Below are 25,244 nucleotides of genomic sequence, written 5' to 3' on the forward strand. Positions count from 1 at the left end.
TGGTGGAGGCGGTGGGAATCGAACCCACGTCCGGAAACCCTCAGCCGCAGGCGTCTACGTCGATAGCCGGTCTATCTTGCTGCTCTCTCGCCCCGCGCCCCTCCAGCCGGCAGGAGGACCGCGGGACCAGCCTCAATGTTCTCGCCCCTCCCCTGAGGCCAGGTTCGGAGCCAGCCACCAGGGTATGACGTCCGTTCCCAGGCCCTGATGGCTCAACCTGGCGGACGCTGGCGGGTGTTAGGCCGCCAGAGCTAGCTGTGTGTCGGCAGCTATACCGTTCTCTCTTATTAACGAGGGGAGAGAAACCTCGAGACGCAGCCTGGACCTCACTGGCTCCCGTCGAAGCCTGTCGCCCCCTCCTTGGTGGCGTCACCACCGGCCGCGACGCCCTTCGCGCGCGGCCCGGTCCATCTCACGCCGCACTTCGCGCTCGCGGAGCGTCGCGCGCTTGTCGCGCAGCTTCTTGCCGCGCGCCAGACCGAGCTCGACCTTCGCGCGGCCGCCTTTAAAGTATAGACGAAGGGGCACGATGGTCAACCCGCGCTCGGCCGTCTTGCCGGTGAGCCGGCCGATCTCCCGGCGATGGAGCAGGAGCTTGCGGTCACGTTCGGGGGCGTGATTGGCGTCGGTGCCGTGGCTGTAGGGGCTGATGTGGCAGCCGACCAGCCACCCCTCGCCGTTCCGGATCGTCGCGTAGGAGTCCTTGAAGTTCACCAGGCCCCCCCGCAGCGACTTGACCTCGGTCCCGCGCAGCACGAGGCCGGCCTCGATCGTCTCGAGGATCTCGTACTCGTGCCGGGCGCGCCGGTTCGTCGCGACCGTGCGGTCTCCGTCCCCTTGACTGGCCATTCGCGAAAGGTATTATGAACGACGCCGCACGGGCCGAAGTGGCGGAATTGGCAGACGCGCATGATTCAGGGTCATGTGCCCGCAAGGGTGTGGGGGTTCGAGTCCCCCCTTCGGCACCAAAGAAGATCAGCGAGTTAGGGCAGTGACTCCCGGGCGGTCCTGGCCACCTCCAACTTGGTCCCGGTCATCCCACGTCCGTCCAGATGTCCTGCGTCTGCTCGGTCGGGGGGCGCGGCTCGCGTTTGTTGTCGTAGTCCACCTTGCCCCAGACGGCAAGCAGGACGCTGATCACGGCGACGATGGCGAGGACGAAGTCCATCAGTGCTCCTTTCAGAGCCCCAGGAGGGCAGCCCGGGGTCATGGGAGACGGGAGAGTACCAGGGCGCCGGCCGCCGTTCAAGCGCAAGCCGCGACTCCGTGTAGAGAGCGCATGATCTGTCCGCTCTCGAGAGCAAGTGATCTGTCCGCCGTAGGGCCCCGGGGATGGCACTTAATGGCCGATCGGGAGGTCGGCCATGCTCTATCCCCCGGAGGCAGTGGAGCGGGCAATGACGATGCGCGAGGTCATCCTGCGGGCCATGAGCGGAGAGATCAACTGGATCCAAGCCGCCGACATCCTGGGCTGTCGGCCCCGGAGCTTGCGCCGTTTGCCGAGGTCGAGCGGGTCGAGCTCTTCGGCGCCGAGGCCCTTCTGGCCTACACCAACCGGGTCGAGCGCCTGCGCGCCACCGAGCCCAGCACGCTAATACAGCTGGTGAGCGCCTGGAGGGCAACGCTGAAGGGGCCGTAGCTCGGCGACTTCCTCCAGGGCGACCGTCCGACCGAGGCGGGCGGCGACCGCGGCCGCCTCGACCACCTCCAGCGCGCTCACGCCGGCCTCGGCCGGCACCGGGTTGGGCCGACGCCCCGCGCACGCGTCGCGAAACGCTTCCAGCTCGGCCCGCAAGGGCTCGACGCCGCCGGTGGGAAGGTTCTCCTTGCCGGTGTCGACCGCCTCCCACCCGGCGCCCGTCCGGCGGTGCTCGCCCTCGTGGAGCGTCACCGTCGAGGCGGCGTAGTCGGCGACGAGGCTTCCCCGCTCGCCGACGATGACGCACTCCCGATACGCGCCAGGAGCGAAGTAGTTCGCCTCGATGATCGCCGGGAGCTCGCCGTAGGTCACCACGGTGACCGACAAGTCGTCGAGCCCGCGGCCCAGATAGTCGCGCTGGACGCCGGCCACGCTGGTCGCCGCCCGACCGAACAGGTGCGCGAAGAGGTCGAAGTAGTGGATCGCGTCGGTCTGGGTCACGCCGACGTCGGTGCGCGGCCGCTTGAAGCCGGAGAACCGTCCCGTGGCGAAGCGGACGGCGCCGAGACGGCCGGCGGCGAGCGCCTCCCGCAGCACGGTGGTGACAGGGTGGAAGCGCAGGATGTGACCGACCTGGAGCACCCGGCCGCTCTGGCGGGCCTCCGCCGCCAGGCGCCGCCCCTCGGCGGCCGTCGCCGTCAGCGGCTTCTCCACGAAGCAGTGGCGCCCGGCCTTCAGGCAGGCCTCGGCGATCCCGAAATGGCTGTCGGCTGGGGTGACGATGTCGACCGCGTCGACGCGCTCCAGGGCCGCGCGGTAGTCGGCCGCGACACGCCCCGCGTCCACCCCCTGGGCGACCGCCCATGCGCGCCGCTCCGGGGAGACGTCGGCGACCCACAGCGTGGCGCCCAGCTCCCGCAGCACGCGCAGATGCTTTCCCCCCCAGCGCCCCAGCCCGACCAGGAGGACGTTCACGGCGCCTCCTCGCGGACAGGGTCGCCGCCCAGATCCTCGGCGATCTCGTAGCGGAGGAGGCGGGACTTCATCCAGCGGACGGCGAGGAGATCCAGCAGGGCCACGATGGCGCGGTTCATGACGCCGTACTTCGACCGCCCGAACCGCCGCGGCCGGTGGTCGACCGGCACTTCCAGGATCCGATATCCGCGCATGCGCAGCAGCGTCGGGATGAACCGATGGAAGCCGCGGTAGAGCGTGAGCCCGCGCAGGCACTCGCACCGGAACGCCCGGAACGTGCAGCCGCTGTCCTGGATGCTCTCGTCGCTCACCCAGTTGCGGACGCGGTTGGCGATGCGGGCGGACGCGCGCCGGAGAACGGAATCGCCGGCCGCCCGATTCATCCGCCACCCGGTGACGGCGTCCCACCGATCGAGCTGCGCCAGCAGGCGTGGAATGTCGGCGGGGTCGTTCTGCAGATCCGCGTCCATCGTCACCACCCAGCGCCCGCGCGCGGCCTTGAACCCGGCGTCGGTGGCGGCGCTCTCGCCGGCGTTGGCCTTCAGCCGGACCAGTCGGACGCGGGGATCACGCTCGCGGAATCCCCGGATGATCTCCGGGCTGCGGTCGTGGCTGCCGTCGTCCACGAAGATGACCTCGAAGTCGAGCCCGAGCAGCTCGAGCACCGGACGGAGCTCGCTCCAGAGAGGCTCGAGACTCTCCTCCTCGTTGTAGGCGGGGATGACGACAGAAAGGTTGAGCACCACGCGGTTCCGCTATACGCGGGGATGCGTCCCCTGCCACTCGGAGACGAGCGTCTGCGGCAGATCCAGGCGGTCGAGCACGCGGGCGATGGTGTGGTTGACGATGTCATCCAGCTCTTTGGGGCGGCTGTAGAACGCCGGCATGGGGGGCAGGACCACGGCCCCCATCTCGGCCAGCGCCAGCATGCACTTGAGGTGACCCACGTGCAGCGGCGTCTCGCGCACCAGCACGATCAGGGGGCGGCCCTCCTTCAGCGTCACGTCGGCCGCCCGCGCGACGAGGTGTTCCGAGTGGCAGGCGGCCACCGCCGCCGCGGTCTTGATGGAGCAGGGCGCGATGACCATGCCGGCCGTCCGGAAGGAGCCCGAGGCGATCGACACCCCGATGTCGTTGTTGTCGTACCGGTGCGTGGCCAGTGCCTCCACGTCCGCCACCGCGTAGTCGGTCTCCTCCACGATCGTGCGCTTGCCGGAACTGGAGATGACGAGGTGCGTCTCCACGTCGTTGTAACGACGGAGCACCTCGAGTAGCCGGATGCCGTAGATCGATCCGGTGGCGCCGGTGATGGCGACGACCAGCCGCCTCACAGACGGAACCTGCGCCGGAAGACCTCCTCGCGTGTCTTCTGGTACAGGATCTCCCACTCCCGGCTGCCCTCGGGCATCGGCCGCGAGTAGGAGGCGAGGATCTTGCGTACCTCGCCGTCGATGGATTCTTCGAGCTTCGACTCCTCGGTGAGCACGCGGACCACTTCCGGGCGGAGGTCGTCGGGCGCCTTGATGGTCACGCCCGGCGTGATGCCCAGCTCCTTCACGATCAGGTCGGCGAGGTAGAAGATCCGCTCCCGGCTCATCCGCATCAGAGGATGAACCCTCGCTCGCGGGCCAGCTTCTCCTTCACCTTGCCAAACAGCGCGCGGTAGTCGGCCGCCGACTCCTTGATGGCCTTGGCGTGATCCATGAGCAGCTTGCGCGCATCGGCTTCGATCTGCTCTTCGCCGAGGAGATTGTCGAGCACGACATGACGGATCGCCGCGCGCGCGGCCGCCTCGTCCTTCACCTCGACGACCTTCCGCGTCGTCAGTCGCTTCACCACCGCATCGGCCATTCGCTGGGCGACTACTTCGCGCCGAGGCATAGCCACAAAAGATTACCGCCCTCGACGCAGGGTGTCAAGGAACGGCCGGCAGCGCGAAGGTCACGCGCGTGCCCTGGCCCGGCGCGCTGGCGACGCGGATGCTCCCGCCGTGAGCGTCCACCAGTGATTTGACGACGGCGAGGCCCAGCCCCACGCCCCGCGCGGCGTCCGACGCGTCGGGCGCGCGGTAGTAGGGCTCGAAGATCCGCGGGAGCGCCTCGGCGGCGATCCCGCGGCCCTCGTCGGCGACGGAGAACTCCAGGCACGCGCCGACCGCGCGCACGTCAACGCTGACGAGGCCGCCGGCGGGCGAATACTTGATGGCGTTGGAGACCAGATTCTTCAAGATCCGGTCGAGCGCGTCCGGATCGGCGTCCACGGGGGGCAACGGCTCTTCGCATTCGACGCTGAGCCGGTGGGTCGCGCGATGCCGAAAGAGGCTCACGGCCGCCACCACCGCGGGCGCCACCGCCACCGGGCGGCGGGCCAGCCGCGGCGCCAGCCCCTGCTCCAGACGGGAGAGATCGAGAAGGTCGTCGACGATGCGTGCCAACCGGTCGGTCTCGGACCGGATGATGTTGGCGAGTCGCCGGACCTCGTCGCCGCCCAACGGTCGGGTCGCCAGCATCTCGCTGAAGCCCAGCAGCGCCGTGAGGGGCGTCCTCAGCTCGTGCGAGGCCGTCGCCACGAAGGCGGACTTGGCCCGGTCCATGGCTTCGAGATGGCGGGTCGCCCCCCCCACCTTCTCCGCCAGCTCGTCGGTGAACCGTCGCTGGCGCGATGCCAGGCGCGCGTTTTCCAGCGCAACTCCCAGATGGACCCCCAGCGTCAGCAGCGCATCGCGCTCACGCCGGCCGACCTCGCCCACGCGCTCGACGCAGAGCGCGCCGATCGTCTCCCCCTGGGCCAGCAGCGGGACGACGAGCGCCCGCCGCGGCCGCGGCCCGTCCCCGACGTCCGGCACGAAGAGCGGCGCGCCCGTGTCGAGCACGGCCGCGACCGCCGAGCCGGGCCCGACGGTCTCGCCGCCCGCCACCGCGAGGCGCGGCCCGTCCCGGACAGCCAGCGCGATCTCCGCGCCCGGGAGCCGCCCGAGGAGCACGCCGCGAAGCCGTGCTAGCGCCGTCGGCAGCGGCGCCTCGTCAGCCAGCGCGCGCTGGGTCGCGAGCAGCGTCTCGTACCATCGCCGCTGCCGACGCGCGTCGCCAGCGAGCGCGCCGACCAGCGGCCCCAGCCCCAGGAGCGTGAGATACGTGATGAGATCGTCGACGACGATCGCCGACAGGCCGGCGTCGGCGAGGTGGGCCAGCAGCCGCGGGGCCTGGAGCAGGACCGCGGCGATCGCGGCCAGCCCTCCACCGATCGCTCCGAATCGCAGGGCGGCTACGACGACGGGCCCCCCGTAGAGGTGGCGAAATGGCGACGCCGGCCCCGGGTCCAGCGACGGCGCCAGCGCGGCGATGGCCGCCAGGGCCAGCGTCAGGGCCGCGGCCGAGGCCAGCGCGCGGGGTGACATTCCCCGGATGGCCGCCGACGCGACCTCGGCGCCCACGTCACCCCACCCCCAGCATCCGATACGCGGCGAAGAAGACGAGCGCGCTGGCGATGGCCGGAACCAGGCTGCCGGACCACCAGAGGAGCCAGGCATTGGCGACGCTCAGCAGCGTGAGGTAGACGACGGCTCCGATCATCACTTCCACCGTCCCGGGAAGCAGCGGATCGATCAGGTAGCGCGCGAGGTACGCCGCCGTCGAGAGCGTGGCGCCGCTGGCGAACGACGACAGTCGCTGGGCGCGGTTGAACAGCGCGCCGCGGAAGAAGCCCTCGCCCGAGGGAATGTTGGCGCCGACGTCGTAGGCGATCGCGGCCAGGTAGAGCCCGAGCCCGTCCTGCCGCACGGAGTAGTGCAGCGTAAGCGCCGCGGACAGCAACAGGTGGCCGCCCAGCGCGGCGCCGATGGCGAAGCCGATCGGCACCGCCGCCAGCGGCATCGGGCGAACGATGCCGAGCGGGATCAGCCGGCCGCGGGCCGCGAGGGCCAGGAGCCACACCGGGATGGCGAGATACGCGAGCGCACCGCGCGGATCGAACACCGTCGCCGTCGCCGCCAGCGCGAGCAGAGCGACGACGACCAGCATGGCGCCGGCCGGGTTCCACGCGGGCCTACTTGCCGCCCCCGCCCAGCCCAGCGCCGTGCCGAGCAAGACGCCGTGGCCGGCCGTGAACGCGGCGACCCGGAGCGCAGCGGCGGGGAACCAGCCGCAGGCGGCGAGCACAGCACAGGCCGCCAGACCCGCTCCCAGGATCACAACAAGCGCCGCGGGCGCGCCGGGGAGCCACCGACCCCGCGGGGGTCGATGAGACGACTCAAGCGCCCACACGATCCTGGCTGAGGCGGATGAAGGCGGTGACGACGCGCTCGTCGAGCGTGCGGCCGACCTCGGCGACGAGGAGGCCGATCGCCTCCGGCTGACTGAGCGCGGCGCGGTAGGGACGATCGGACGTGAGCGCGTCGTACACGTCGGCGACGGCGACGATGCGGGCGCCCAACGGGATGGCCTCTCCGCCGAGCCCGTCCGGATAGCCGCTGCCGTCGTACCGCTCGTGGTGGTGGCGGATCGTGAGGCTGGCGCTGCCCAGGAACTCGAAGGGCGCGACGATCTGGGCGCCGATCACCGGGTGGCGGCGCATGGCCGCCCACTCGTCGGCATCGAGCGGCCCCCGCTTGCCCAGAATCGACTCGGGCACGCCGATCTTGCCGATGTCGTGCAGCAGCCCCGCCTGCGCGATCGTCTCGACGTCGTCGGGGGCCAGCCCCAGGGCTCCGGCGAGCCGGTGGCTCCACGCCCCCACCCGCTCCGAATGGCCGCGCGTGTACGGGTCTTTCGCCTCCAGCGCATTCGCCAGGCCCAGCAGCGACTGGCAGATGGCGCGCTGCATGCGCTGGTACAGCTGACGGACGTCCTCGGCATAGCGCAGCGTCTGCGCATAGGCCGCGTTGAGCCGCCGGTAGGCCAGAGCCAGGTCGTCGCTGGACCTGGAGGCTAGTCGCGCACCCATAGTGTCGCGTTGGGCAGCAGCGCCTCCACGAGCGAGATCAGGCGCACGGGGGAGAATGGCTTCGTCAGATATTGGTCGGCGCCGGCGGCGAGGCCAGCCGCCACGTCCTCGCGCTGCGCGGCGGCGGTCAGCATCACGATCCGGGTCTCGGCCAGTCTCTGATCCCGTCGCAGACGGCGACAGACCTCGAGGCCGCTGAGATCGGGGAGGTTGACGTCGAGGAGGATCAGCTCGGGGCGCGCCTCCGCCGCGACGGCGAGCGCCGTGGCGCCATCGGCCGCCTCGAGCACCCGGACACGGTCGTCCTCCAGCGTGACGCGGACTAGCTCGACGATGTTCGGCTCGTCATCGACGATCAGGACGTTCGGCATGCCCCGGCCAAGGCGCAAGGATCATGCCGGGGACGCGGCGACGGAGCGGCGCGCGGTTAGCGTTCAGGACGAGGCGCGGCTGCTGTCGGCACTGGGCACCGTGCCCAGTTTTCTGGGCAGCAGTCGAGGCTACTGGGTGCGGCTGGCCACCTGCAGGCGCGTGAGCGCGCGCGACAGCGCCGCCGCCGCCCGCGCGTAATCCACTTCCTCCTCCGTCCGCCCACTGAGACGCCGCTCGGCCCGCTCGCGCGCCCGCTCGGCGCGCGCGCGATCGATCTCCTCCGGACGCTCGGCGCTGTCGGCGAGGACGATCACCTTGTCGTTGCGAACTTCGGCGAAGCCGCCGGCGACGGCCAGGTGATACTCCTCCCTGCCCTTGCGGTAGGTCAGCTCACCGACCCCGAGCGTCGTGAGAAACGGCGCGTGGCCGGGCAGCACGCCGAAGTAGCCCTCGATGCCCGGCGCCACCACCTCGTCGACGACCCCGGAGACGACCAGACGAGTGGGTGTGGCGATCTCCAGCGTGAGGCCCTCGGCCACTCAGGCGACCTCGCGGAGCTTCTTGGCCTTGTCGATCGCCTCGTCGATGTCGCCCACCATGTAGAAGGCCTGCTCGGGCAGCTCGTCGTGCTTGCCCCCCACGATCTCCTTGAAGGACTTCACGGTGTCGGCGAGCTTCACGTAGCGGCCGGGCTGGCCGGTGAAGGCCTCGGCCACGAAGAACGGCTGCGAGAGGAAGCGCTGGATCTTGCGGGCGCGGGCCACGATGAGCTTGTCCTCGTCGCTCAGCTCCTCCATGCCCAGGATGGCGATGATGTCCTGGAGGTCGCGGTACCGCTGCAAGATCGACTGCACCGCCCGCGCCGTCTGGTAGTGCTCCTCACCGAGGATCGCAGGGTCGAGGATCCGCGAGGTCGAGGCGAGCGGGTCGACTGCCGGGTAAATGCCCAGCTCGGTGAGCGATCGGCTCAGCACGGTCGTCGCATCGAGGTGGGCGAACGCCGTGGCCGGCGCCGGGTCGGTGATGTCGTCGGCCGGGACGTAGATGGCCTGCACGGAGGTGATGGAGCCCTTCTTGGTGGAGGTGATTCGCTCCTGGAGCGCGCCCATCTCGGTGGCCAGCGTCGGCTGGTAGCCGACGGCCGAGGGCATGCGGCCAAGGAGCGCCGACACTTCGGATCCCGCCTGGGTGAATCTGAAGATGTTGTCGATGAACAGCAGGACGTCCTGCCCTTCTTCGTCTCTGAAGTACTCGGCGGCGGTCAGCCCCGTGAGGCCCACCCGAAGCCTGGCGCCGGGGGGCTCGGTCATCTGGCCGAAGATGAGCGCCGTCTTGCCGAGCACGCCCGAGTCCTTGAAGTCCTGGTACAGATCGTTGCCCTCGCGCGTGCGCTCGCCCACGCCGGCGAAGACCGAAATCCCGCCGTGCTGCTTGGCGATGTTATTGATCAACTCCATGATCAGGACCGTCTTCCCGACCCCTGCTCCTCCGAACAATCCTGTCTTCCCGCCCTTCGTATACGGCTCCAGCAGGTCCACCACCTTGATGCCGGTCTCGAACATCTCGACCTTCGTGGACTGCTGCTCGAAGTCCGGCGCCGGGCGGTGGATGGGATAGTGCTTCTTGGCCTGGATGGCCGGCCCCTTGTCCACCGGCTCGCCGATAATGTTGAGGATGCGGCCGAGCGTCTCCTTGCCGACGGGGATCGTGATCGGCCCGCCGGTGTCCTTGACCGCCCTGCCCCGCGTGAGGCCGTCGGTGGAGGCCATGGCCACCGTCCGCACCGTGCTCTCGCCCAGGTGCTGGGCGACCTCCAGCACCAGCTTCTGGGAGTACGAGAAGATGTCCTTGTTCTCGACGCCCTCCACCTCGAGGGCGTTGTAGATCGCCGGCAGCCGCCCCGGCTCGAACTCGACGTCGACCACAGGCCCGATGACCTGGACGATCTTCCCCTCACTCATGCTTCGGCTCCTTGCTTGAGCGCCTCGGCGCCGCCCACGATGTCGAGCAGCTCCTTGGTGATCTTCTCCTGACGCGCCTTGTTGTACTGGATGGTCAGCACGTCGATCATCTCGGACGCGTTCTTGGTGGCGGCCTCCATGGCGGTCATCCGGGCGCCGTATTCGCCGGCCAGAGACTCCATGAGCGCGCGGAACACCTGCGTCCGCACGTGGCGCGGAAGGAGGTCGCCCAGGATCGCCTCCGGGCTCGGCTCGTAGATGTAGTCGGCCGGCGACCCCTCGGCCCCGGCCTCCCCTCGCGGGATGGGCAGGAGCTGCTGGCGCAGGGGACGCTGGACGGCGACGGAGCGGAACTCGCTATAGACGAGGTGGACCTCGTCTACCTCGCCGTCCAGATATTGCTGCATGAAGAAGTCGGCGAGCTCCTGGGCGTGACTGAAGGCCAGGCGGTCCCAGAAGCCCACCATCTGGCGCTTGATCGCCCACGGGCGGCGCCGGTAGAAGTCGCGCCCCTTGCGGCCGACCACCACCAGCGTCACGTCGGGCTGGCGTGACTCGCGGATGAAGGGCAGCGCGTGGCGGATGATGTTCGAGTTGAAGGCGCCGGCCAGCCCCCGGTCGGCGGTGATGACGACGATCTGCCGCCGCGGCCCCTCGCGCCGCTCGAGCAGCGGATGCGGCGCGCCGTCGCTCCCCGCCGCCGACACGAGATTGCCGAGCAGCTCAGCCATCTTGCCGGCGTAAGGCCGCGCGGTCAGGATGCGCTCCTGGGCGCGGCGCAGCTTCGCCGCCGCCACCAGCTTCATGGCGCGCGTGATCTTCTGCGTGGACTGGACGGACCGGATCCGTCGCCGGATGTCCCGCAGCGTCGCCATTTACGCCGCCTTGATCCCCTTGGCCGCCACGAACTCCGCCTTGGCCTCGGTCACGGCCTTCGTGAGCTCGGCCCGCAGCGCATCGCCGATCTCCTTCTTGTCCCGGATCTCGGCGAGGATGCCGGGCTGCTTGCGCTCGAGCCAGCCGTAGAAGAACTCCTCGAATCCCCGAACGGCGTCCACCGGGAGGTCGTCCAGCAGGCCCTGCGTCCCCACGAAGATAATCGCGACCTGCTTTTCCACCGGGAGGGGCTGGTACTGCCCCTGTTTGAGGATCTCCACCATGCGCTGGCCGCGCGCGAGCTGGGCCTGGGTCGCCCGGTCGAGGTCCGAGCCGAACTGGGCGAAGGCGGCCAGCTCGCGATACTGCGCGAGGTCGAGACGGAGCTTGCCGGCCACCTGGCGCATCGCCTTGAGCTGCGCCGAGCCGCCGACCCGCGAGACCGAGAGACCGACGTTCACCGCCGGCCGGATGCCGCCATAGAAGAGGTCGCCCTCGAGGTAGATCTGGCCGTCGGTGATGGAGATGACGTTGGTCGGGATGTAGGCCGAGACGTCCCCCAGCTGGGTCTCGATGATCGGCAGCGCGGTGAGCGAGCCGGCGCCCAACGTGTCGTTGAGCTTCGCCGCGCGCTCCAGCAGGCGAGAGTGCAGATAGAAAACGTCACCGGGATACGCCTCGCGTCCGGGCGGCCGTCGGAGCAGCAGCGAGAGCTGCCGGTAGGCCGCGGCGTGCTTGGAGAGGTCGTCGTAGATGCACAGCGCGTGGCGCTTGGAGTCGCGGAAGTACTCCCCCATCGTCACCCCGGCGTAGGGAGCGATGTACTGGAGCGGCGCCGGCTCGGAGGCCGAGGCCACAACAACGGTCGTATAGCTCATCGCTCCAGCGTCTTCGAGGACCTTGACCACTTGAGCCACGGTGGAGCGCTTCTGCCCGACGGCGACATAAAAGCAGAAGACGTCCTGGCCCTTCTGGTTGATGATCGTGTCGACGGCGATCGCGGTCTTGCCGGTCCCGCGATCGCCGATGATCAGCTCGCGCTGGCCGCGCCCGATCGGGATCATCGAGTCGATCGCCTTGAGCCCGGTCTGGAGCGGCTCCTTCACCGAGCGGCGGTCCACCACGCCGGGCGCGTAGCGCTCGATCGGCCGGGCCTCCGTGGTGTTGATGGGGCCTTTGCCGTCCACCGGCTGCCCCAGCGCGTTGACGACGCGCCCGATCAGGGCCTCGCCCACGGGGACCTGGGCGATCCGGTTCGTGCGCTTGACGATGTCGCCTTCCTTGATCAGCCTGTCCTCGCCGAGGAGCACCGCCCCCACCTGATCCTGCTCGAGGTTGAGGACCATGCCCACGACGTCGCCGGGGAACTCAAGCAGCTCCCCCGCCATCGCCTTCTCCAGGCCGTAGATGCGCGCGATGCCGTCGCCGACCTCGATAACGCGGCCGACCTCCTGGAGGTCGATCTCGGCCTCGTAGCCCGCCAGCTGGCGCTTGATGAGCTCGCTGATCTCTCCCGCCTTGATCATCGCTGCCCTCTCTGTGACCTCGAATCGCCTAGCCGCGCGCGAGCCGCTCCTTCAGCCGGGCGAGCTGCCCGTCCAGGCTCCCGTCCACGATGAAGCTGTCGACCTCGGTGATGAATCCGCCGAGCAGTCGGTCGTCCACGACCTCTTCCAGCAGCACCTGCTTGCCGTTCAGCGCCCGACCGAGCCGTTGCTGGAGCTGCTCGCGCTCGCTCGGAGTCAACGGCACCGCCGTACGCACCCGAGCGCGCACCCGGCCCCGGTCCTCGTCCACCAGGTCGCGGTAGGCGGCGGCAATCGCCTGGAGATGGTCCGCCCGCCCCTGGCACGCGACCAGCGCGACGAAGTCGCGCGCCAGCGGCGAGAGCTCCAGGCGCGTTGCCAGCTCCACCGCCACGGCCTGCTTGGCCGAGGCCGACACCCAGGGCCGCGCGAAGAAGGCGTGCAACTGCGGCTCGCCTGCGACCAGTTCCGCCACCGCCTCCAGCTCGCGGGCGATGGCGTCGGTCTGGTTGCGCTCCGTGGCGAGATCGTGGAGCGCGCGCGCGTACGGCTTGGCGGCGGCCCGGCCCGACTTCACCGTGCGAGGCGGGCGATGGCGTCGTCGACGATGCGCCGGTGGTCGTCGTCGCGCAGGCTCTTCCGGATCAGCTTCTCCGCCACCGCGGTGGACAGCTCGGCCACCTCCCGGCGCAACTCTTCCCGGGCCCGGCGAATGTCGGCGTCCGTCTGCGCCTTCGCCGACTCCACGAGCCGCTGCGCTTCCTTCCGGGCGGCATCGACCAGCCGCCGCTGCTCCTCGCCCGCTTCCTTGAGGGCCTGCTGGTGGATCGCCGCCGCCTCGGCGTGGGCCTGCCGCAGGCGGGCCTCGTTCTCCTCCTGCTGGCGCGCCGCGGCGGCGCGCGCGGCCTGGGCCTCCTCCAACGCTTTCTTGATCGCCGCCGTGCGCTCTTCCATCTTGGCCAGGAACGGCCGGTAGAAGAGCCGCCAGAGGATCGCCAGCAGAATGAGGAAATTGACGAACTGGACGATCAGCGACTTGTCGAGGTTGATCAGCCCCCCGCCGTGGTCGCCTTCCTGGCTCGCCGCCCACAGCGCTTCGGGTCCCAGCACGACGACGGCGCACACGAGCCCGCCGAGCCACAGGCGTCGTCCCTGATGCATGAGGAGGTCTCCCCGTCGAGCCGCCGAATCAGATCACCGGGTCACGCACAAGCGATTGTGAAAACTATCACGCGACGCGTCGCGCGTCAACTCAACCGTGTCGCCGCTCTCAGCGCGTGATGATGCCCCCCCCGATCACGAGGTCGCCCCGGTACCAGACGACCGACTGCCCGGGCGTGACCGCCCGTTGCGGCACGTCGAAGACCACCTCCGCCGCACTGTCCGGGAGGGCGCGCACCGACGCCGGCGCCGCGGCGTGGTTGTGGCGGATCCTCGCCTCCACGCGAAGCGGCTCCCTCGGCCGCTCGCACGCGATGAAATTCACGGAGCGCGCGCTGAGGCGCGTCCGCTCCAGGTCCGCGGCGGCCCCGACGGTCACCGTGTTCGTGCCGGGATCGAGGTCAAGGACGTAGAGTGACCGGCCGGTGGCCAGCCCCAGCCCCTTCCGCTGGCCGATCGTGTAGTTCGCCAGGCCGCCGTGGGTGCCGAGCACGGTCCCGCGCCGGTCGACGATGGCGCCGGCTCGGAAGACGTCTGGATCGCGGCGCCTGAGGAAGCCGCGGTAGTCGTCATCGGGCACGAAGCAGATCTCCTGGCTCTCGGGCTTGTCCGCCGTGGCCAGCCCCAGGCGGCGCGCATAGGCCCGCACCTCATCCTTCGTCAGGTCGCCCACGGGAAAGCGCGCGGCCGCCAGCTGGGCCTGCGTGAGCGGCCACAGAAAGTCGGTCTGGTCCTTGCGGACGTCGCGCCCTCTCCAGAGCAGGTGGCGTCCCGTCGCGCCGTCGCGCGTCACCCGCGCGTAGTGTCCGGTGGCGACGGCAGTGGCGTCCCAGGCGGCAGCGCGCCGAAGGAGTGATCCGAACTTTAGTTCACTATTACAGGCCACACACGGAACAGGAGTTCGCCCGGCGCGATAGTCGTCCGCGAACCGGTCGATGACGGCCCGACCGAACTCGGCCTCGGCGTTGAGGAGATAGTGCGGAATGCCGAGCGCCCGCGCGACCCGACGGGCGTCGTCGGTCGCCTCGGTGCCGCAGCAGCTGCCGAAGCGCTGCGCGGGATCCGCGGCCTCCTGCCAGGGCCAGACGCGCAGCGTGACGCCGACGACGTCGTACCCCTGCTCCACCAGGAGCGCCGCCGCGACGGAGGAATCCACTCCCCCGCTCATGGCTACTACGATGCGCTCTCTCATCGCCTCAGACTCGGATCCCGAAAGTCGCCGCCAGACGCTCCAGCTCGTCCGGGGTCGCGTACGTGATTTCGATCCGGCCCCGACGCTCGGTGCCCCGGATCTTCACGCGCGTCATGAGCGCGCGCTGCATCGCCTCCTCGAGCGCCGCCAGCTCCACCGAGCGCCGGCGCGCCGGCGAGGGCAGCGCGCGTCGCTTCTCGACGCCCTCTTCCGTCGCCCGCACGGACCAGGAGTGGGCGAGGATCTCGTCCCTCAGCTTCAACTGTTCCGCGGGGTCCGTCAAGGAAAGCAGCGCGCGCGCGTGGCCCATCGTGAGCCGCCCGGCGCGCAGATCCTCCTGGATCGGCCGCGGCAGCCTGAGCAGTCGCAGACAGTTGGCGATCGTGCTGCGATCGCGCCCCACCCGCTGGGCGAGCTCCTCCTGGGTCCAGCCGAACTCCGTGACGATCTGCTGATACGCGTCCGCCTCCTCCATCGGGTTGAGGTCCTCCCGGAGGAGGTTCTCCACCAGCGCCAGCTCGAGACTCTCGGCGTCCGTCGCCTCCCTTACGACGGCGGGAATACGCTCGAGCCCCGCCTGGCGCGCCGCGCGCCAGCGGCGCTCGCCGGCGATGAGCTGCCAGCGACCCTCCGGCGTCCGCCGGACGACGACGGGCTGAATCATCCCCGCGCTCTTCAGCGACTTCGCCAGCTCGTCGAGCGACGCTGGATCGAAGGCCCTGCGCGGCTGCCGGGGGTTGGCGTCGATCTGATCGACTGGGATCTCTGTCAACGACTCGGTGGACGAGGAGGCCGAGCCGAGCAGCGCGTCCAGGCCGCGCCCGAGCCCACGTTTATTCATGCTGGAGGACCTCCTTCGTCAGCTCGAGGTATGCGATCGCTCCGCTGGAGCGCAGATCGTGGAGCATGACGGGCTTGCCGTGGCTCGGCGCCTCGCTGAGCCGCACGTTGCGCGGGATGACCGTCTCAAAGATCTCGCCCGGGAAATATCTCTGCACCTCGTCGCGAACCTGCAACGCGAGACTCGTCCGCCCATCGAACATCGTCAGGACGATCCCCAGGACGCGGAGCGCCGGATTCAGCCGCTCGCGGACCAGCTTGATCGTCTTGAGGAGGTGGGCAAGCCCCTCGAGCGCGTAGAACTCGCACTGGAGCGGGACGAGCACCCGATCAGCGGCCGCGAGCGCGTTGATGGTGAGCAGGCCCAACGAGGGCGGGCAATCGACAATGATGAACTCGTAGCGGGCGAGAATCGTCGTGAGGGTATCCCGTAGCCGATGCTCCCGGCGTTCCAGTCCAACGAGTTCGATCTCGGCCCCGACCAGGTCGATGTCCGAGGGCAACAGGTGAAGGGCCTGAAGACCGGTCTGGCGGACGGCCTTGTCGACGGGTTCACTGCCGAGGAGGGCGTGGTAGACCGTCGGGTTCAGGCCGGACTTCTCGACCCCCAGCCCGGTGGTCGCGTTACCTTGTGGGTCGAGGTCGACGAGGAGGGTAGGGCGCTCGGCCAGCGCGAGCCCCGCGGCGACGTTGACCGCGGTCGTGGTCTTGCCCACGCCTCCCTTCTGGTTTACGACCGCGATGGTCCTACCGATTGATCCGCCTCTTTGGTGCAAGTGCGTGAGAGCGCTTTGCGCCGGCTGACAAAGCCGTACCTCGCCGCCCACGCCTCAAGCTGACGTGGCTTGCGCAAAGCATCCAGACACGGTAGCGACGCCCCTAGTGGGCATACGGTCCATAAACCCTTCCGCCGAAGACCTGCTTCAGCCTTTCCAAAGGTTCCGGGTCCTCCTCGTGGAGCTTGACCGTAAGACACCCATCTCGGCGATCCCCGGTAAAGCTGCCTTCGCCTACGATCAGGCCAATAACATAGCCGAGGTCAAAAGCATCCATGAAAGGGGTCGGCGAAGTGTTCCACGACCAACATTACTAGTCAAGTGTATACATTTCCGTCGCGCCTCACATGTTCCACGGCCAACATTCAGGGGTTGGGCCGAGAAAGAAGAGCGAACCGTCTAACCTTTCCCGATGTGATGCCGGGGACCGTGACCCAGCGCCCTTGACGGAGGGCATGCTCACGAGGCGGACCAGACACGACGGCGACCCCCCCGGGAGCTACGAACCTCCCCGCCAGGCGAAGCGCTGCGTCAGGTCGCGCGACACACCGCATCACCACCGCGTCGAACGCCGCCAGGAATTCTTCCCCTAGGTCCTCGGCTCGGGCGTTCACAACCCGAGCCTCTGAGAGCCCGAGTTCCCTGATCGCGGTCGAAAGAAACGAAACCCGGTGCTGGAGGGGCTCGACCAAAGTCAGACGGATTTCAGATCGTACGATCTTGATCGGAAGCCCGGGTAGTCCTGCACCTGCTCCGAGATCCATCACGGCTTGAAGCTGCGGGGGGAGAACCCGAAGATAGAGGAGGCTGTCGAGGAAGAGGGTCTCGACAATCCACAAGGGATCCGTCGATCCAACAAGGCGGTGAACTGAGCCCCATTTAGTCAGTAAATACATGTAGTTACTGAACTTAGTGGACTCTGCGGGGCTCAGCGGCCGCCCGAGAATCTTTCCCGCTCCTTCGCTCAGCCTGGACTGGGCGCTCCTCACGAGAGGCTCCGGGCAACAACCACCAGTCGGCCTCTCCCTGCTCGCGCCCTCGAGAGAGCGGCCGGCCTCACGCCCCCGCGGCCTCCTTTCCGGGGCGACCTGCCCGCGACCGCTCCATCCACCACTGTTGGAGGATCTGAAGCACGTTGGACACGAACCAGTAGAGCACGAGCCCCGAGGGCAGGTTCAGGAACATGAACGTGAAGACGAACGGCATCACCAGCATCATCTTGGCCTGCCGGGGGTCGCCGGTGGTAGGCGTCATCTTCTGCTGGACGAACATCGACACGCCCATCAGGATCGGCAGCACGTAGGTCGGGTCTTGACTGGCCAGATCGCACACCCAAAGGTGGGCGCCACCGATCCCCGGCACCCAGGACGGGGCGCGGAAAAAGCAGAGAAAGGGCGCGTTCTGCAGCTCGACCGAGACGGACAGCGCGAGGTAGAGCGCATAGAAGATCGGGACCTGCGCGACCATCGGCAGGCAGCCGCCCATCGGGTTGACCTTGTACTTGCGGTAGAGCGCCAGCGTCTCCTCCTGGAGCTTACGCGGATCGCTCTTGTACTTGCTCCGCAGCTGATTGACCTGCGGCTGCAGCGTCTGCATCGCCTTCATCGACCGAATGCTCTTCACGGTCAGCGGATAGAAGAGGACCTTCGAGATGACCGTGAGGATGATGATGACGACGCCGTAGTTGCCGACGTACCGGTGGAGCCAGTTCATCAGCTTGAGAATCGGCACGCCGAGCCATTCCATGGGAAGGCCGCCATACCGGCGGGGGAGGGGAAAGCCACCGAAGTTCAAGGTGCCCTCGAGCCCGTTCGCCTCCAGCCGGTCGTACTCCTTCGGCCCGACGTACATCACCACGTGGCCCTCCCAGGCCTGGCCTGGGGTCAGGGTCGCCGTCGCGCGCGCCGCAATCGTCACGCGGTACTCACCGTTCTTGCCTCCCTCATTCCTCGTGTCGCCGGCCGCCACCAGCTTGAAGCCGGATGTCTTCGGAATGAGCGCCGCCAGATACCACGTACTGCCCAGGGCGACCCACGCCCCATCGATCACGTGCGTGCCCACAGCGGAAAGATCGTCCACCCGCTCGACCTGGCCGCCCGTCGACCACACGACTTCCGCAGGGCGCTGTCCGGAGAATCTCTCGGACGGTGCCTTCGGGGAATGCCGGAAGATCCAGGGAAGCGCGAGCGCGAAGGTCCGTGGCGACCTCGAAGGATTCTCGACACGGAGGAGCGCGTCGATGGTGTAGGTGTCGGCGCGGAATCGCAGCGTCTCGCTGATCTTGAGGCCGCCGGCCTCGCCCGTCAGCAGCAGCTCCCCGGTCGGCCGGCTCGGCTGCAGCACCAAGGCGTCGGGGCGCACGGTCATGGGCAGGGGATCGCCGGAGGTGCCCTCGGCCGGACCCACGACGAGCCCAGCCGGGCCCAGCTCTCCGATGACGACCATCGGCTTGTCACCGCGATACCTGAGCGTCCAGTCCTGTAGCTTGCCTCCCGCGCTGCTCACCACCGCGCGGTAAAGGGGCGATTCGACGGTGGCCGTCCGCTGAGGCGCGGGCGGCCCGGTGGCCTGGCGAGCAGGGGCCTCCGCCGGGCCCGGGGCGGGCGCCGGGACGATGGGCTGCCGGGCGGCGGCCGGCGCGGTCGGGGAAGGGGAGACCGGTACGGGCTCGCGGCTGGAGGTCGAGCGCTCTTGCTGTGGGCTGGGCGCAAAGAACCTCTCCTGGACCCAGAGGTACGCGACCAGCAGGAGGATGCTCAGAGCGAACGCCAGGGCAGCTCGCTTTTCCATCGTCACGCTGGGCGAGGCCGCGCGGGCGGCGGCGGGTCGTATCCTCCCGGATGAAACGGGTGACAGCGGAGCAGCCGGCGGAGCGCGAGCCAGGCGCCCCGCCGGGCTCCATGGTCGATCAGGGCCCCCCGCGCGTATTCCGAGCAGGTGGGCGCGAACCGGCAGTGCCTTCCCAGAAAGGGCGAACCGAGCAGTTGGTACGCGCCCACTGCGACCAAGGCAGCGCGTGTCGCCAGCGTCACGCGGGTGTCCTCATTCCGGGGATCGCCCCGAGCGCGTCCCGAAGTTGGGCGGTGAGTACCGGGAGTGACTCGTCGAGCGCGCCACGCTTGGCGATGACGACCAGCGTGACCCGTCCGGGGGCGGCATCGCGCGCCGCCCGAAACGCCTCCTTGAGCCGGCGCCGGGCCCGGTTGCGCCGCACGGCGCCGCGGATCTGGCGGGTCACGGCGAAGCCCACCCGCCGCGGCCGCCCTGCAGCACTCCAGAGTATAGTCAGCGCCAGTCGATCGATTCGCTTGCCCTGCTCGAAGAGCGCCTGGATCTCGGCGCTGCTGGTCAACCGCTCGCTGCGAGGGAAGCGGCCCGTTAGACGGTCAGCCGTTTCCGGCCTTTGGCCCGCCGGCGCTTGAGAACCTTCCGGCCACCCTTGGTCTTCATGCGCGCGCGGAAGCCGTGCGTCTTCTTGCGTCGGCGCTGATTCGGCTGAAACGTCCGCTTCATGAACGCCGCTCCCTTTTCCGGTCGTAGAGCCGAAGTAGTGTAGGCATCGCGCGCGGGCAAGTCAAATGGCCAAGCCCCTTGCGACCCGGTTTTTCCGTGTGCTAAGTTTCGCCATCCTTGAAAGCTCGGTCGGGTGACGTATTGGCTCCTGATGTTCGTCGGCTTCAGCCCGGATATTCCTGCCTGGAGATGCGCACGGCTATCCACACGTGTGGATAACTGTGTGTGTAAGTTAGGTTTCGCGCTGTGTTAGATAGCCTTTGGGCGCGCCTTCTCGAGGCTGCCGGGCGGCGGCTGCCCCCGGCGGTGCTCGATTCCTGGATCCGCCCCTGCCATCTCATGGCGGTAGAGGGTGACCACCTCCGGATCGGTGCCCCGAACAGGTTCTCCCGGGACTGGCTGGCCCAGCACCATCTCGAAACCCTGCAGCTCGCCGCCCAGGAGTGCGTCGGAGGCCACCCGCGCATCTCCATCGTCGTCGACGAGACCCCGCCGCCGGCCATGGACAGCCCGATGTCCCAGACGCCGGGTCACGCCAGCCCGGGCGGGGGACGGAGCGAGGGGCTCAACCCCCGCTACACGTTCGACACCTTCGTCGTCGGGTCCTCGAACCAGTTCGCCCAGGCGGCCTGCCAGGCGGTGGCCGAGCTGCCGTCCCGGGCCTACAACCCTCTCTTCATCTATGGCGGGGTCGGCCTCGGCAAGACCCATCTCCTGCACGCGGTCGGTCACCAGTCGGTCCACCTCTTCCCTGGCCTGACGGTCGTGTATCTCTCGTCGGAACGCTTCACCAACGAACTCATCAACGCGATCCGCTACGATCGCACCGCGGAGTTCCGGGCGCGTTATCGGACGATCGACCTGCTCCTCATCGACGACATCCAATTCATCTCGGGCAAGGAGCGGACGCAGGAGGAGTTCTTCCACACCTTCAACGACCTCTACGAGTCCCGGAAGCAGATCATCGTCTCCAGCGACTGCTCGCCAAAGGAGATCCCCGAGATCGAGGAACGCCTGCGCTCGCGCTTCGAGTGGGGCCTGATCGCCGACATCCAGCCGCCCGACTTCGAGACGCGCGTGGCCATCCTCAAGAAGAAGGCGGCCCTCGAACGGGTCCGGCTGCCCGACGACGTCGCCTACCTGATCGCCGGGCGGATCAAGTCCAACATCCGGGAGCTGGAGGGCTCGCTCACGCGGATGATCGCCTTCTGCGCGCTCACCGGGCGCGAGATGAGCGTCGACCTCGCCCAGGAGGTCCTGGCCGACCTCTGGGGCGAGGAGGAGCGGATCATCACGATCGAGCAGGTCCAGCGTAAGGTCTGCGACGTGTTCGGCGTGAAGCTCTCCGACCTCAAGGCCAAGACCCGCACCAAGGCCGTGGCCTTCCCCCGCCAGGTCGCCATGTTCCTGGCGCGCCATCTCACCCACGCTTCGCTGGCCGAGGTGGGACGGGCCTTCGGCGGCAAGGACCACACCACGGTTCTCCACGCGGTGACCAAGATCCAGACGCTCATGCAGGATGACCCCAAACTTCGCAAGACCATCGAGGGACTTATCCAGGGGGTCCAGTTGTGATCCACAGCGCCGCCGCTGCCGTCCACCCGCTTATCCCCACCGGGCGTGCCCGAGAAACGCCGGTGGCACCGAGCCTTTCCCGTCCCGAGCCCTATCCACACCGTTTGACGGCTACTCCGACTACGCTGTTGTCTTTCTTTCTCTTTTAAAACGGGAGAACCTTCATGGACGTAGTTCTCGAGCGTGACGCGTTCCTCAAGGGACTGCAGATGGTCCACAACATCGTCGAGCCGCGGCAGACCCTGCCGATCCTGGCCAACGTGCTGCTGGAGGCCGACGGGGAGACCGTGCGTCTTACGGCGACGGACCTCGAGGTCGGCGCCCGCGTGTCCGTTCCTGCGCGCGTGGCGACCAAGGGCGCGATCACAGTATCGGCCCGGAAGCTTTCCGAGATCGTGAAGGAGCTGCCGGCGGCCAGCCTCAGCCTGAAGGTTGGTGACAACGCGGCGGTCACGCTCCGGTGCGGCGGCGTGAACTACCGTCTGGTCGGGATGCCGCCTGACGATTTTCCCGCCGTCGTTCCGGCGGCCCCGCGGGCCTGGCTCACGATGGAAGCGAAGACCCTGCGGGAGATGCTTTCCCAGACCGTCTTCGCCGTCTCCCACGACGAGAGCCGCTTTGCGCTGAATGGCGTCCTCTTCGTAATCCAGCCGAAGGAGGTGCGGTTCGTGGCCACCGATGGCCATCGGCTCGCGGTCTCGACCCGCGGCATCGGGCACGGGCTGGGCGGGGTGACGGGCATCGTCCCCCGCAAGGCGGTCGCCGAGATCATGCGGGTCCTCGGGGGGACGGAGGACGTCCAGATCGCGATCACGGAGAACCAGTTCGTGATGCAGATGCCCAACTTCGTGATGACGGCCCGGCTCATCGAGGGACAGTTCCCGAACTACGAGGCGGTGGTGCCGCGCAACCAACCCGGGCGGCTGGCGATCGCGCGTCCGGCCCTGGCCGCAGCGCTGCGACGCGTGTCGGTCATGGCCGAGGAGCGGAACAAGCCGGTGCGGCTCGTGCTCACCCCGGGATCGCTCACGCTCTCGGCGGCCAGCCACGACATGGGCGAGGCCGAGGAGATGCTGGAGGTCGATTACAGCGGAGGCGAGGTCGCCATCGGCTTCAACTCGCGTTACATCCTCGAGGCGCTGGCGCCGATGGAAAACGACGACGTCGTCTTCGAATTCAAGGATGGTTTGAGCCCGGGCGTGCTCAGAGGCGCTCAGGATGAGGGGTACTGCTGTGTTATAATGCCCATGCGTATTTAGCGAGGTTTTTCGCCCTGAATCGAGGTGCTAGAGGGTGCAAATTGGATGGATACAAACGCTTGAATTTCGTAATCATCGCACCCTCTCTTGGAGTCCCTCAGCACGGCTGAATCTCCTGACCGGGGCCAACGCCCGGGGCAAGACAAACCTCCTCGAAGCACTCGGATTTCTCCTGACCGGCCGCTCGTTCCGTACCGCGCGCGTTGGAGACATTCCGCGCTGGGGTGCCGAGGAGGCCTCTGTCGCCGGTGAGCTACGGCGGGCGGATGGCGCCAGGACGGTGCGCCGGACGATCCGGCGATTGGACAACGGTGTCTGGTGCGGGGCGGGGGAGGACTGCCCGTGGGCCCGCGCGGTGGCGTTCGGATGGCAGGATCTGGAAATCCTCCACGGCGGGCCGGCGGCGCGACGGAGCTTCCTCGACGGATTCGCCGCGCGGCTGTACGCCAGTCATCGGGCGGCGCTCGGCCGGTTCCGGCAGATCCTCGCGCGGCGGAACCATCTCCTCCAGCAGCGCGTGTCCGAGACGGCGCTGGCGGCGCGGCTAGCGCCCTGGGACGAGCAGCTGGCCACCGTGGGCATGGAGCTGATCGACCGGCGTCGCCGCGCCACGGCGGCGCTCCAGACCGAGATCGCGCGGATCTACCCGAACCTGGCGGGGGGAAGTCATAAGGTGGAAATCCGCTATCGCGCCTCGCTGGGAGAGGCGACCGAGCCCGCCGCCTTTCTGGCGGCCCTCGAGCGCGCGCGGGCGGCCGAGCTACAGCGTGGTCAGACGCTGGTCGGTCCTCACCGTGATGACCTCGCGATCGAGCTGGACGGCGTGGATGCGCGCGCCTACGGCTCCCGCGGCCAGCAGCGTCTCCTCGCGCTGGCGCTCCGCCTCGCGGAAGTGCTGCCCATCAGGGAAGCGGTCGGCACCACGCCGGTGCTCCTCCTCGACGACGCCCTCTCGGAGCTGGATCCGCAGGTGCGGCAGACTGTGCTCTGCGAGATCGAGACGGCCGAGCAGGTCTTCCTGACTTCGCCCGAGCCGCTGCCGGCCGGTCCCGGCGCGCGCTGGATCGTGACGGAAGGCGAGGTGGCGGCAGCATGAGCGGGCTTTCTCATCGGCCTGATCGAGCGCCGGCTCTGCCGCGCAATCCCACGGGGGGAGGTCCGGAAGGGGGGCGTAGCTCCCCTCCGGGAATATGAGCGCCGACACGTACACGGCCAGCGACATCAAGGTCCTGGAGGGGCTGGAGGCCGTTCGCAAGCGCCCCGCCATGTACATCGGCGACACCAGCGCCTACGGCCTGCACCACCTCGTTTACGAGGTGGTCGACAACTCGGTCGACGAGGCGCTGGCCGGGCACTGCGACAGCATCAAGGTCATCCTGCACTCCGACGGCTCCTGCTCGGTCGGTGACAACGGCCGCGGCATCCCCGTCGATCTCCACAAGGAGACGGGCAGGCCGGCGGCGGAAGTGGTGCTGACGACGCTCCACGCCGGCGGCAAGTTCGGGCACTCGGCCTACAAGGTCTCCGGCGGGCTCCACGGCGTCGGCGTGTCGGTCGTGAACGCGCTCAGCGAGTGGCTGGAGGTCGAGATCCGCCGCAACGGGCGCGTCTGGACCCAGCGCTACGAGCACGGCGGCGTCCCCGTCACCGAGCTCACGGAGGGCGAGAAGACCACCAAGCACGGCACCATCATCCACTTCAAGCCCGACCCGAAGATCTTCGAGGAGACGAGCTTCTCCTTCGACACGCTCTCGAACCGCCTGCGCGAGCTGGCGTTCCTCAATCGTGGGCTGAAGATCGTCATCGAGGACGAGCGGGACGGGCGCAGCCACACCTTCCTCTACAAGGGCGGCATCGTCGAGTTCGTCAAGCACCTCAACCAGAACAAGACGCCCATTCATCCCAAGGTGCTCTACTTCGAGGGCAAGAAGGGCGATACCGAGGTCGAGGTGGCGCTGCAGTACAACGATGGCTATCAGGAGGCCGTCTTCGCTTTCGCCAACAACATCAATACCCGCGAGGGGGGCACGCACCTCACCGGGTTCCGGGCGGCCGTGACCGGGCGCATCTCGAGCTACGCCGAAGCCAACGGCTATTTGAAAGGGTTCAAGGGCGGGGTCACCGGCGATGACGTCCGGGAGGGCCTCACCGCGGTGGTGTCGGTGCGGCTGCCCGAGCCGCAGTTCGAGGGACAGACGAAGGCCCGGCTCGGCAACACCGACATCAAGGGGCTCGTCCAGCAGATCGTCAACGACAAGCTGGCCGAGGCCTTCGAAGAAGATCCCACCACGGCCCGGAAGATCGTGGAGAAGTGCGTGCGGGCGGCCCAGGCGCGCGAAGCGGCGCGCAAGGCGCGCGAGCTCACGCGCAAGAAGGGCGTGGACGACGAGGGCCTGAGCGCGAAGCTGGCCGACTGCTCCGAGCGCGAGCCCCAGCACCGGGAGCTGTTCATCGTGGAGGGCGACTCGGCCGGCGGCTCTGCCAAGCAGGGGCGCGACCGGCGGACCCAGGCCGTGCTGCCGCTGCGCGGCAAGATCATCAACGCGGAGAAGGCCCGCTACGACAAGGTCCTCTCCCACAACGAGATCCGCCTCCTCATCTCGGCGATGGGGACGGGCATCGGGCCCGAGGAGTTCGA

General features: G+C 68.7%; 27 protein-coding genes, 1 tRNA gene, 1 other RNA gene and 1 pseudogene. 5 read left to right on the forward strand and 25 right to left on the reverse strand.

The features are described from left to right. Together ssrA and smpB are read right to left on the reverse strand one after the other, a co-directional pair. Window positions 1-357: a transfer-messenger RNA gene (gene ssrA / locus VGV13_17695) on the reverse strand. 12 nt (window positions 358-369) lie between these two features. Then, window positions 370-849 (reverse strand): SsrA-binding protein SmpB, encoded by a 480-nt coding sequence (smpB, locus tag VGV13_17700; GenBank protein HEV8642926.1) that lies wholly within the window; start codon window positions 847-849, stop codon window positions 370-372. 32 nt (window positions 850-881) lie between these two features. Between smpB and VGV13_17705 the strand changes: the two genes are divergently transcribed. Further along, window positions 882-968: transfer RNA gene (locus VGV13_17705), tRNA-Leu, on the forward strand. A 65-nt stretch (window positions 969-1,033) separates the two neighbouring features. On the opposite strand, the gene VGV13_17710 is transcribed toward VGV13_17705, so the two are convergent. From VGV13_17710 to rpmH, 23 genes and pseudogenes are all read right to left on the reverse strand, one after another. Continuing rightward, window positions 1,034-1,168 (reverse strand): hypothetical protein, encoded by a 135-nt coding sequence (locus VGV13_17710; GenBank protein ID HEV8642927.1) that lies wholly within the window; start codon window positions 1,166-1,168, stop codon window positions 1,034-1,036. A gap of 423 nt (window positions 1,169-1,591) precedes the next feature. Next, entirely contained in the window at window positions 1,592-2,614 is a 1,023-nt protein-coding gene (locus VGV13_17715) for a Gfo/Idh/MocA family oxidoreductase (GenBank protein HEV8642928.1), read from the reverse strand. Next, a complete protein-coding gene (locus VGV13_17720) occupies window positions 2,611-3,357 on the reverse strand; it encodes a glycosyltransferase family 2 protein (protein ID HEV8642929.1) in 747 nt (248 codons plus the stop codon). The genes VGV13_17715 and VGV13_17720 overlap by 4 nt, the downstream gene beginning before the upstream one ends. 12 nt (window positions 3,358-3,369) lie before the next feature. After that, window positions 3,370-3,945 carry a UbiX family flavin prenyltransferase gene (locus VGV13_17725; protein HEV8642930.1) on the reverse strand — a complete coding sequence of 192 codons (576 nt, stop codon included), beginning with the start codon at window positions 3,943-3,945 and terminating at the stop codon, window positions 3,370-3,372. Beyond that, entirely contained in the window at window positions 3,942-4,217 is a 276-nt protein-coding gene (locus VGV13_17730; GenBank protein ID HEV8642931.1) for a DUF507 family protein, read from the reverse strand. Before VGV13_17730 ends, VGV13_17725 begins: the two co-directional genes overlap by 4 nt. Further along, window positions 4,217-4,495 (reverse strand): DUF507 family protein, encoded by a 279-nt coding sequence (locus tag VGV13_17735; GenBank protein HEV8642932.1) that lies wholly within the window; start codon window positions 4,493-4,495, stop codon window positions 4,217-4,219. Before VGV13_17735 ends, VGV13_17730 begins: the two co-directional genes overlap by 1 nt. A 34-nt stretch (window positions 4,496-4,529) precedes the next feature. Then, window positions 4,530-6,047: an ATP-binding protein gene (locus tag VGV13_17740; GenBank protein ID HEV8642933.1), complete on the reverse strand. Its 1,518-nt coding sequence runs from the start codon at window positions 6,045-6,047 to the stop codon at window positions 4,530-4,532. Window position 6,048: 1 nt separating this feature from the next. Next, window positions 6,049-6,804: a hypothetical protein gene (locus VGV13_17745; protein HEV8642934.1), complete on the reverse strand. Its 756-nt coding sequence runs from the start codon at window positions 6,802-6,804 to the stop codon at window positions 6,049-6,051. Window positions 6,805-6,862: 58 nt separating this feature from the next. Next, a complete protein-coding gene (locus tag VGV13_17750; GenBank protein HEV8642935.1) occupies window positions 6,863-7,555 on the reverse strand; it encodes an HD-GYP domain-containing protein in 693 nt (230 codons plus the stop codon). Next, complete coding sequence (locus VGV13_17755) at window positions 7,540-7,926, reverse strand: response regulator (protein ID HEV8642936.1); 387 nt, start codon at window positions 7,924-7,926, stop codon at window positions 7,540-7,542. The genes VGV13_17750 and VGV13_17755 overlap by 16 nt, the downstream gene beginning before the upstream one ends. A 129-nt stretch (window positions 7,927-8,055) precedes the next feature. Continuing rightward, on the reverse strand, window positions 8,056-8,466 hold the full coding sequence (locus tag VGV13_17760; protein HEV8642937.1) for a F0F1 ATP synthase subunit epsilon: 411 nt from the start codon (window positions 8,464-8,466) through the stop codon (window positions 8,056-8,058). Then, window positions 8,467-9,888 carry a F0F1 ATP synthase subunit beta gene (gene atpD, locus VGV13_17765; GenBank protein ID HEV8642938.1) on the reverse strand — a complete coding sequence of 474 codons (1,422 nt, stop codon included), beginning with the start codon at window positions 9,886-9,888 and terminating at the stop codon, window positions 8,467-8,469. It lies immediately after the preceding gene. Beyond that, the gene (gene atpG, locus VGV13_17770; GenBank protein ID HEV8642939.1) at window positions 9,885-10,763 is read right to left on the reverse strand and encodes an ATP synthase F1 subunit gamma; all 879 of its coding nucleotides are present in this window, start codon (window positions 10,761-10,763) and stop codon (window positions 9,885-9,887) included. Before atpG ends, atpD begins: the two co-directional genes overlap by 4 nt. Then, entirely contained in the window at window positions 10,764-12,290 is a 1,527-nt protein-coding gene (gene atpA, locus VGV13_17775; GenBank protein ID HEV8642940.1) for a F0F1 ATP synthase subunit alpha, read from the reverse strand. 28 nt (window positions 12,291-12,318) lie between these two features. Next, the gene (gene atpH, locus VGV13_17780; GenBank protein ID HEV8642941.1) at window positions 12,319-12,867 is read right to left on the reverse strand and encodes an ATP synthase F1 subunit delta; all 549 of its coding nucleotides are present in this window, start codon (window positions 12,865-12,867) and stop codon (window positions 12,319-12,321) included. Further along, entirely contained in the window at window positions 12,864-13,451 is a 588-nt protein-coding gene (atpF, locus tag VGV13_17785) for a F0F1 ATP synthase subunit B (protein HEV8642942.1), read from the reverse strand. The genes atpH and atpF overlap by 4 nt, the downstream gene beginning before the upstream one ends. A gap of 109 nt (window positions 13,452-13,560) precedes the next feature. Next, window positions 13,561-14,643 carry a tRNA 2-thiouridine(34) synthase MnmA gene (mnmA, locus tag VGV13_17790; protein ID HEV8642943.1) on the reverse strand — a complete coding sequence of 361 codons (1,083 nt, stop codon included), beginning with the start codon at window positions 14,641-14,643 and terminating at the stop codon, window positions 13,561-13,563. Window positions 14,644-14,647: 4 nt separating this feature from the next. After that, entirely contained in the window at window positions 14,648-15,484 is an 837-nt protein-coding gene (locus VGV13_17795) for a ParB/RepB/Spo0J family partition protein (GenBank protein HEV8642944.1), read from the reverse strand. After that, the gene (locus VGV13_17800) at window positions 15,477-16,259 is read right to left on the reverse strand and encodes an AAA family ATPase (GenBank protein ID HEV8642945.1); all 783 of its coding nucleotides are present in this window, start codon (window positions 16,257-16,259) and stop codon (window positions 15,477-15,479) included. The genes VGV13_17795 and VGV13_17800 overlap by 8 nt, the downstream gene beginning before the upstream one ends. Window positions 16,260-17,315: 1,056 nt before the next feature. Beyond that, entirely contained in the window at window positions 17,316-19,049 is a 1,734-nt protein-coding gene (yidC, locus tag VGV13_17805; GenBank protein HEV8642946.1) for a membrane protein insertase YidC, read from the reverse strand. A 2-nt stretch (window positions 19,050-19,051) separates the two neighbouring features. After that, window positions 19,052-19,291 (reverse strand): membrane protein insertion efficiency factor YidD, encoded by a 240-nt coding sequence (gene yidD / locus VGV13_17810; protein HEV8642947.1) that lies wholly within the window; start codon window positions 19,289-19,291, stop codon window positions 19,052-19,054. Further along, a pseudogene (gene rnpA, locus VGV13_17815) lies at window positions 19,288-19,617 on the reverse strand (ribonuclease P protein component). Before rnpA ends, yidD begins: the two are co-directional and overlap by 4 nt. A 20-nt stretch (window positions 19,618-19,637) precedes the next feature. Then, entirely contained in the window at window positions 19,638-19,772 is a 135-nt protein-coding gene (rpmH, locus tag VGV13_17820) for a 50S ribosomal protein L34 (GenBank protein ID HEV8642948.1), read from the reverse strand. Window positions 19,773-20,018: 246 nt separating this feature from the next. On the opposite strand from rpmH, the gene dnaA reads away from it, so the two are divergent. The 4 genes from dnaA to VGV13_17840 all read left to right on the forward strand — a co-directional run. Continuing rightward, window positions 20,019-21,347 (forward strand): chromosomal replication initiator protein DnaA, encoded by a 1,329-nt coding sequence (dnaA, locus tag VGV13_17825; protein ID HEV8642949.1) that lies wholly within the window; start codon window positions 20,019-20,021, stop codon window positions 21,345-21,347. A 164-nt stretch (window positions 21,348-21,511) separates the two neighbouring features. After that, window positions 21,512-22,606, forward strand: coding sequence for a DNA polymerase III subunit beta (dnaN, locus tag VGV13_17830; GenBank protein HEV8642950.1), 1,095 nt, complete (start codon window positions 21,512-21,514; stop codon window positions 22,604-22,606). Between the two features lie 34 nt (window positions 22,607-22,640). Beyond that, the gene (gene recF, locus VGV13_17835) at window positions 22,641-23,702 is read left to right on the forward strand and encodes a DNA replication and repair protein RecF (GenBank protein ID HEV8642951.1); all 1,062 of its coding nucleotides are present in this window, start codon (window positions 22,641-22,643) and stop codon (window positions 23,700-23,702) included. Between the two features lie 94 nt (window positions 23,703-23,796). Beyond that, window positions 23,797-25,244 (forward strand): DNA gyrase subunit B (locus tag VGV13_17840; GenBank protein ID HEV8642952.1); only part of this gene is annotated, 1,448 nt, incomplete at its 3' end.

Source organism: Candidatus Methylomirabilota bacterium (assembly GCA_036001065.1).
GTDB lineage: Bacteria > Methylomirabilota > Methylomirabilia > Rokubacteriales > CSP1-6 > MNEF01.